Source organism: Bacillus sp. 220_BSPC (assembly GCF_001054655.1).
GTDB classification, from domain to species: Bacteria; Bacillota; Bacilli; order Bacillales; family DSM-1321; genus Peribacillus; species Peribacillus frigoritolerans.
The window spans coordinates 1-8400 of the sequence record NZ_JVPL01000056.1; the positions used below are offsets into that span (position 1 = coordinate 1).

An 8400-nucleotide genomic window follows, 5' to 3' on the forward strand; every position below is an offset into this window, starting at 1 on the left:
ATATTGAAACAGGAATGTTATGCCTCGTCACTGACTTGGACAACAGGATTTTTTCTGCAAACACCCACTTTGAGGAGTGGTGGTTTAAAACTTTCTTACTGAATACGGCATTGGCGGCTTATATCTTAAAATGTTGAAGCCGGTCTCGGTCTGAGGCCGGTTTTTTGCTTTATTTAAAATAGCGTACCAAAAAAATGTATGTACCGTTTGCAGTCTCCCAAACCAAATTGTACAATCAGCTTTAAAAAATCCAGTGTGGATACCATTGGGTAATTACATGTTTTTGTAAACAGTCACTCTTGTTTTGTATAACGGTTGGCATAACTTGAAGCGACGAAAGCATCCGGTTTGATTTTTGGTTCCACCCCCATGGATTCCATCCTGGCTACCATTTCTTTTACAAACTCACTGGTTTTGTTTCGCTTTCCAATCCCGATATCAATGTGACCTTCCATTGTGAACGTTGCCCCTTGATATACAGCAGGCAGGACAATATCGATTAACTGATTTTTCCTTTCTTCCGTAAACAGTGATACGATTTCCTCTGTTAACGACAACTCTTGAGAAATACGTTCATGTAAATGCAGCATCCTTCTAGGGATCATCACTTTTCTTATACAACCCCATACACCATTTCCGACCTGCCGTATTACGATGCCTGTAATGAAAACCGTATGTTTTTTATGTACTTGCGAATCTGTCCCGACCATTAATTGATAGTTACCGGAAGGATTTAATTCCATAAACCCAGCAATATGAACGAATACCTCTTCAAATGACATATCTTTTTTCTGAATATTTTGAAATGGGATGTTCTGAAATGGATATTGCTTCATATTATTGCACCCAACCTTTCCCCATAGAATCAGATTATTAAATATCTCATGCCGTTCATAACACATCATATGAAGGAGATCCTTGTTTCGTGCCGTGGGAAGAACCCACCTCTAAAGAAGAGGCAGTCATCAGTTAAAGTTGTTCGCGCTGAATGGATATCACCTCAAGTTCTATTTCTTCTATTTTAAACAAAAAAGACTGTTGGCAAAAGGAGTTCTATCTTAATGTTAAACAAAGTTGTTTGGGAGCGTCTGCCTGGAATGGAATTAACGGACAAATATAAAACTGTAAACAAACCCCATTATAGTCGGGTTTATCTACAGACTGGAAGAGAAGCTTAAGCATTAGGCTTCTCTTTTTTTTATGGAGAATATTTCAAAATGTTATTGGAGTTTATTGCGGCCATAACTGAAAAGTTAAACAAGCTTGTAACTTTACATCACCTAAGTAAACCACAATATCATGCGATTTATATAAGAAAAAGGAAATGAATTTATTAATTTTTGACCAATACCTACCTTAAAGTATTCACATTTAATAACTTGCAAAAAAAGTGTGTGATGTTTTCTTACATAAACAAAGAAATCTTACTTTTATAAGAGTAAAATAAACAAATATTCAATTACTAAAGTATTGGAGAGATGAAAATGAAAATATCTGAATTGAAAAAAAGCGGTCATGCTCCGTCATTATTAGCTTCATTCCTTTATTTTGATATCAGTTTTATGATTTGGGTATTATTAGGGGCACTCGGTGTCTATATTACAAAGGATTTCGGACTTTCCCCAGCTGAAAAAGGCTTGATTGTGGCTATTCCGATTTTGGGAGGCTCGTTTTTTCGAATCGTCCTTGGTTTTTTGACTGACCGCATCGGCCCGCGGAAAACCGCAATCGGCGGGATGCTTGTTACAATGATTCCGCTTTTTTGGGGATGGTTATTCGGTGAAAGTTTAGCAGAGCTTTATTTAATAGGGATTTTGCTAGGAGTGGCTGGAGCAAGTTTTGCTGCAGCACTTCCTATGGCCAGTCGTTGGTATCCCCCGCATTTACAGGGTCTTGCGATGGGCATTGCAGGTGCCGGTAACAGCGGAACTCTTTTTGCGACATTGTTCGGACCTCGTCTTGCAGAATCTCTTGGCTGGCATAATGTTATGGGATTAGCTTTGATTCCTTTAACCATCGTGTTTATCATTTATATTTTAATCGCAAAAGACGCACCGTCTCAACCGCCGGCAAAACCACTAAAGGAATATTTCAACGTATTTAAAATAACGGACACTTGGTATTTCTGTATTCTTTACAGTGTGACTTTTGGCGGCTTTGTCGGGTTTACTAGCCTCTTAAGCATCTTTTTTGTTGATGAGTATGGGTTAACACGAATAAGGGCGGGGGAATTTGTTACATTATGTGTCATCGCCGGAAGTTTCTTTCGTCCCGTCGGAGGATTTATTGCCGATAAAATAGGTGGAGTTAAACTGCTTATGTTTTTATTTATTGGACTCACTATATGTATGTTTGGGATTAGTTTTCTTTATTCTCTTACTGCCGTTACGATCCTTCTGTTCATCGGAATGCTATTTCTCGGTATGGGCAACGGAGCTGTCTTTCAGTTAGTTCCACAGCGATTTTCTAAAGAAATAGGTTTTATCACAGGGATTGTGGGAGCTGCCGGAGGTGTTGGCGGATTCTTGGTTCCAAACATACTAGGTACGTTGAAACAGGTTACCGGCACATATGCTACAGGATTTTTAGTATTTTCCGCAGTTGGAATCGTGGCTTTGCTTATCCTGGGCCTAGCTCAGCTTTCATGGAGAAAAACGTGGGTACTCGGAAAGAATTCAGTTAAGATCTAGAACTTTGTTTACTTAGTTTGGCTTTTTACAGTACTTGTTTTTGGGGGGATAAAATGTATAAACAAAAACTGGTCTTAGTAGGGAACGGAATGGCGGGAATACGTTGTGTTGAATCCATTATAAGTAAGGATCCGACTGCATTTGAGATTACTATTTTCGGAAGTGAACCGCACGTTAACTATAACCGAATCTTATTGTCGACTGTGCTTCAAGGCAACACCTCTTTTGAAGATATTACGATAAATGATCGAAACTGGTATACGGAGAATAATATCCAATTGTTCACAGGTGAAACGGTAGTAAAAATCGATAAAGAGACGAGGAAAATAAAAACAGACAAAGAACGGGAAGTTTACTACGATAAGCTGATAATTGCCACAGGTTCTGTCCCGTTCATTCTTCCTGTCACAGGTGTAGATAAAGAAGGCGTCATTGCATTTCGGACGATTGAAGATTGCCAAAAGATGATTGAAACTTCACGCAAACATAAAAAAGCAGTCGTCATCGGAGGCGGTTTGTTAGGTTTGGAAGCAGCGAGAGGGCTGTTAAACCTTGGTATGGAAGTGCATGTCGTTCATATCGCTGACTATTTAATGGAAAGGCAGCTCGATTCAACGGCATCACTTTTACTGCAAAAAGAGTTGGAAAACCAGGGAATGAACTTTCTTTTAAAAAAGGAAACACAGGAGTTAATCGGTAACGAGCGTGTAGAGCGCGTCCGTTTTAAGGATGGAACGGAGCTGGATGCAGATTTGGTCGTTATGGCTGCGGGAGTCAGACCGAATATTCAGTTGGCCAAAGAAAGCGGAATTGATACAAATCGTGCGATTATTGTAAACGACTATTTAGAAACCAGCATCCCAGATATTTATGCGGTTGGTGAATGTGCTGAACATCAAGGCGTGGTTTATGGGCTGGTTAAACCTTTATACGAACAAGGTGAAGTGCTGGCAAAGCATATTTGTGAGATGAAATGCAGCGGATACCAAGGCTCGGTCCTTTCGACCCAGTTGAAAATATCAGGAGTTGAGCTATTTTCTGTTGGTGATTTCCATGGTGACGAAACAACGAAATCCATCACAACTTTTGATGAATTGGATAGTGTTTATAAAAAGTTGGTTTTTCAAGGAAGAAAAATCATAGGTGCTGTGCTTTATGGAGATACAAACAACAGCTCACGATTACTCGATATGATAGTAAAGCGGCAAGAAGTATCGTCAGAGGAAAGGCGTGCACTGTTCCAGTCACCAAATACGGCTGAGGGATTAATCGCTTCGATGGCAAATCATGAAATCATTTGCCATTGTAATGCTGTTTCAAAGGGGGGAATCATTGAAGCGGTTCAAAATAAGGGATTATCGACAGTGGAACAAGTTAAACAATGCACAAAGGCTTCCGGTTCTTGCGGCGGATGTAAGCCGGCAGTGACCGAGCTTTTGACCTATATTCAAAGTAACCTTACTACTCAGGATGAGAAACAAACTGCATTTTGCTCATGTACGAAATTAACGGAAGATGAAATCGTGTATAAAATGCAGCTCCAAGACGTATCGACTGTCCAAGAAGCGATGGATGCTCTTGAATGGGAAAATACAAAAGGTTGTTCAACTTGCAGGCCTGCATTGAGCTATTATTTAGGGATGATTCATCCAGAGTACGAGATCAGACAGCAAACTCTTTTCATAAACGAAAAAAAGAATGCAACAGTTCAAAGTGATAACCTATACTCAGTTATCCCGCAAATGTACGGCGGGATGACGAATGCAAAAGACTTGCGAAAAATTGCTAATGTTGCCGATAAATATGAAATATCCCAAGTTGCGGTAACAAGTGAACAAAGGATTCATTTAATGGGGGTGAAAAAAGAAGATCTCCCAGGTGTGTGGGCTGATTTAGATATGCAGTTAAGTTCGAAATATGGTAACACCGTCCAAAACGTCAAAACATGTATCGGCGAACATGTTTGCTCTTGTGATAAACAGCAATCCCTATTACTTGCTGTAGATTTGGAAAAAAGATTGGAGCAAGTATCAACACCATACCGTATAAAGATGGGCATATCCGCTTGTATGCATAACGGTGCAGGATCAACAACGAAAGATATAGGTGTTATGGGCATTGACAGGGGCTGGGAAATATATGTGGGCGGAAGCAGCGGGCGTGATGCACGTGCCGGTGAACTGCTATGTGTAGCCGGCACAAATGAAGAAGCCATTGAAATCATCATCGGCTTTATTCAATATTATCGGGAAACAGCCAACTACTTAGAACGGACTTGGAAATGGATTGAACGAGTGGGTTTAATTCATGTTAGAGAAGTTTTGTTTGATAATGAACTTAGTCAGCAACTATCTCAACGATTGGAAATGGCCTAGATCAGGGAATGAACAAAAGGGAAAACTAGATGCAAGACTTAGTAAGCGGATAAATGTTTGTACCATGAAAAATCCATAGAAATCCATGAGTAAAGGGTGAGGAGCCTTGACCGAATTATTATTAAAGTATTTCCGCACGAAGCAACAAGAGGTCCAATCAGAAAAACGATATGATACACAATGTCCATTTTGCAGCATGCAATGTAAGATGCAGCTGCTGGAACAAACAATAGTGACAAGAAAAAAGTATTTGACGATTGGAAAAGATAATCCAACCTCAGAGGGGCGCTTATGCATTAAAGGAATGAATGCACACCAACATGCTTTGCATAAAGATCGAATTAAATACCCATTATTGAAAAAAAATGGGGAATTTGTTCGAATATCATGGGAGGAAGCATTAAGCCACATTAAGGAGAATTTCACTAAAATTCAAGCAGAAGATGGTGTAAATGCATTATCTGTTTATGGAAGTGCATCCATTTCAAATGAAGAAGCCTATTTGCTTGGGAAATTTGCAAGAGTGGCTTTAAAAACAAAGTATATAGATTATAATGGCCGTTTGTGCATGTCTGCAGCTGCTTCGGCAGCAAGCCAAACATTTGGTATGGACAGGGGCCTGACCAACAGCTTATCAGAGGTTCCGTTCACAAAGTGCATAATCTTGGCGGGTACGAATATTGCGGAATGCCAGCCGACAATCATGCCGTACTTTGAGCAAGCGAAACAAAATGGGGCATATATCATTGCTGTAGATCCCCGGGAAACCGCAACAACGAAAATGGCCGACTTACATCTAAAGGTGAAACCTGGGATGGATGCCGCCTTGGCAAACGGATTATTGAAAGTGATCATTGAAGAGGATCTTATTGATGAAGCGTATATCCGTGAACGTGCAAATGGCTATAAAGAAGTTAAAGAGTATGTTACATCTTTAGAGTTGGAGGAAATTGCAGAATTGACAGGTGTTCCTAGTGACCAAATCCAAAAAGCGGCTGCCATGTTCGGGAAAGAAGAATCAGGGATGATTTTTACAGCTAGGGGTGTTGAGCAGCAAACAGATGGTTCAGCGGCTGTACGAAATTTTCTTAATATTCTTATTGTTACAGGAAAAATCGGAAAAGTGAATTCGGGCTATGGGGCCATAACCGGTCAGGGGAATGGACAGGGAGCAAGAGAGCATGGCCAAAAAGCAGACCAGCTGCCAGGGTATCGCATGATTGAAAATGAGGAACATAGATTACATATTGCAAGAATATGGGGAATTGATGAGACTGAATTGCCACGTAAAGGCGTCTCGGCATACGAGATGATAGAGAAGATAAATGAAGGTGAAATTACCGGCATGTTTTTAATGTGTTCCAATCCCATTGTTTCGAATCCAAATGCTAACTTTGTCAAAAAGGCTTTGAAAAAATTAAAGTTTCTTGTCGCGGTAGACATGTTCGTTTCTGAAACTGCTAGATTGGCTGATTTGATTTTACCTGCTTCGTCTTATTTAGAGGATGAGGGAACAATGACGAATTTAGAAGGACGGGTAACGTTGCGGGAAGCGAGTTTTTCATCACCTGGGGAAGTGAAGCATGATTGGCAAATCATCTGTGATATAGCTAAAGCTCTTGGGAAAGGGGAGCATTTTCCCTTTCAATCTGCAAATGAGATATTTGAAGAACTAAGAGTGGCAAGCCGCGGGGGAACCGCCGATTATTATGGTATAACGTATGATCGCTTAAGAAAAGAAGGAGGCATTTTGTGGCCATGTCCATCCATTGACCATAAAGGGACAAAAAGGTTATTCGAATCGTCTTTTGCCCACCCGGACGGAAAGGCGGCCATGGTAGTGGTTAATAACCTGCCTCATGTTCCAAAAGAAAAGCCATGTACGGAATTTCCGCTTTATTTGACAACAGGAAGAATCATGTCACATTATTTAACAGGAGTACAAACGAGAAAAAGCTCATCATTAGCCGCAAGAAATTTTGAATCATATATGGAAATCCATCCGGAAACAGCCAAGAAATATCATATTTCAGACAATACTTTGGTGAAAATTGAATCAAGGCGCGGAAGTATTGTCGTAAGAAGCAAATGGTCCCCAACGATTCGCCATGATACTATATTCGTCCCTTTTCATTGGGCAGACTCCCAAAATGTCAATCGCCTCGTTTCACAGGATTTAGACCCGACATGCAAAATGCCCGGCTTTAAAGTAAGTGCTGTAAAAGTACATCCTATATTAAGTTAACGTCTCATTAAGGGGAGGTTTTTCTTCTTATTCATGACAATATTTTTGGTTAGATCATCACACAGGCTTTCATGACTAAACAACAAAAGGGGATAAAGGATGGAAAAAGGTAAGGTCTATATTGTTGGTGCCGGTCCTGGTGATCCGGACTTAATTACTGTCAAGGCAATCAAATGCATCGCGGAAGCGGATGTCATCTTGTATGATCGATTGGTAAATCGTGAATTGCTTTTCTACGGTAAACCTGGAGCTGAATACATTTATTGCGGTAAAGCGCCTGGTATACATTGTGTCCCTCAAGAGGGCATTCATCAATTGTTAATAAGTAAATCAATGGAGAGAAAAACGATTGTTCGTCTAAAAGGGGGAGATCCTTTCATTTTTGGTCGTGGCGGTGAGGAAGCAGAAGTGCTAGCAAAGCACGGAATTCAATTTGAAATAGTCCCTGGAATCACATCTGGAATCGCTGCGCCAGCTTATGCTGGAATTCCCCTGACTCACAGGGAATGGGGGAGTTCCTTCGCAATTGTCACAGGACACTGCGTGACCGGCAAACCTGATAACATCAACTGGCATCATTTGACACATGGTGTTGACACCATTGTTATTTATATGGGTATCAAAAACCTTCCATATATCTGTAAACAATTACGCTCCTGCGGAATGAAGCCCGAAACTGCCATTGCAGTCATCGAACAAGGAACGACAGGTTTTCAACGAACTATTACAGGAACAATCGATTCAATAGTGGCAACCGTTACAAGTGAGCAGGTTACCAATCCAGCCATGATCGTAATAGGAGAAGTGGTGAATTTATCCGAGAAATTATCATGGTTTTCAGAGAAGACAAAAGATAAGGAGTTCGCTTAGAAAAGGAATGATTACCTAGAAAAATTTACTGTAATGAAAATGGCAAACTGGACATGAAAGTCATCATGTCTTCAGTTTTTTTGCTTGTACAAATTTGGACGTTGATTTCCACTTCAGGCACTCGCTTTCCGCGGGCGATCCGGGAGCCTCCTCGGCGCCTTTGCGCCTGCGGGGTCTCCCCTGGACTCGCTTTTCCCGCAGGAGTCTCGTACCTTCCGTT

5 protein-coding genes and 1 pseudogene are annotated in these 8400 nt (G+C 40.7%); 4 read left to right on the top strand and 2 right to left on the bottom strand.

The window, feature by feature from the left end:
* Positions 1–293: 293 nt before the first annotated feature.
* Positions 294–836, bottom strand: coding sequence for a ribonuclease H-like YkuK family protein (locus ADA55_RS03570; protein WP_048679130.1), 543 nt, complete (start codon positions 834–836; stop codon positions 294–296).
* A gap of 648 nt (positions 837–1484) precedes the next feature.
* On the opposite strand from ADA55_RS03570, the gene ADA55_RS03575 reads away from it, so the two are divergent.
* The 4 genes from ADA55_RS03575 to cobA all read left to right on the top strand — a co-directional run bounded on the left by ADA55_RS03575 (position 1485) and on the right by cobA (position 8180).
* Positions 1485–2690 (top strand): nitrate/nitrite transporter, encoded by a 1206-nt coding sequence (locus tag ADA55_RS03575; RefSeq protein WP_048679134.1) that lies wholly within the window; start codon positions 1485–1487, stop codon positions 2688–2690.
* A 53-nt stretch (positions 2691–2743) separates the two neighbouring features.
* Positions 2744–5065, top strand: coding sequence for a nitrite reductase large subunit NirB (nirB, locus tag ADA55_RS03580; protein ID WP_048679139.1), 2322 nt, complete (start codon positions 2744–2746; stop codon positions 5063–5065).
* A 106-nt stretch (positions 5066–5171) separates the two neighbouring features.
* Entirely contained in the window at positions 5172–7310 is a 2139-nt protein-coding gene (gene nasC, locus ADA55_RS03585) for an assimilatory nitrate reductase catalytic subunit NasC (protein ID WP_048679142.1), read from the top strand.
* Between the two features lie 99 nt (positions 7311–7409).
* A complete protein-coding gene (gene cobA / locus ADA55_RS03590; protein ID WP_048679146.1) occupies positions 7410–8180 on the top strand; it encodes a uroporphyrinogen-III C-methyltransferase in 771 nt (256 codons plus the stop codon).
* 25 nt (positions 8181–8205) lie between these two features.
* Here cobA and ADA55_RS29970 read toward each other — a convergent pair.
* A pseudogene (locus ADA55_RS29970) lies at positions 8206–8400 on the bottom strand (hypothetical protein); the annotation flags it as partial.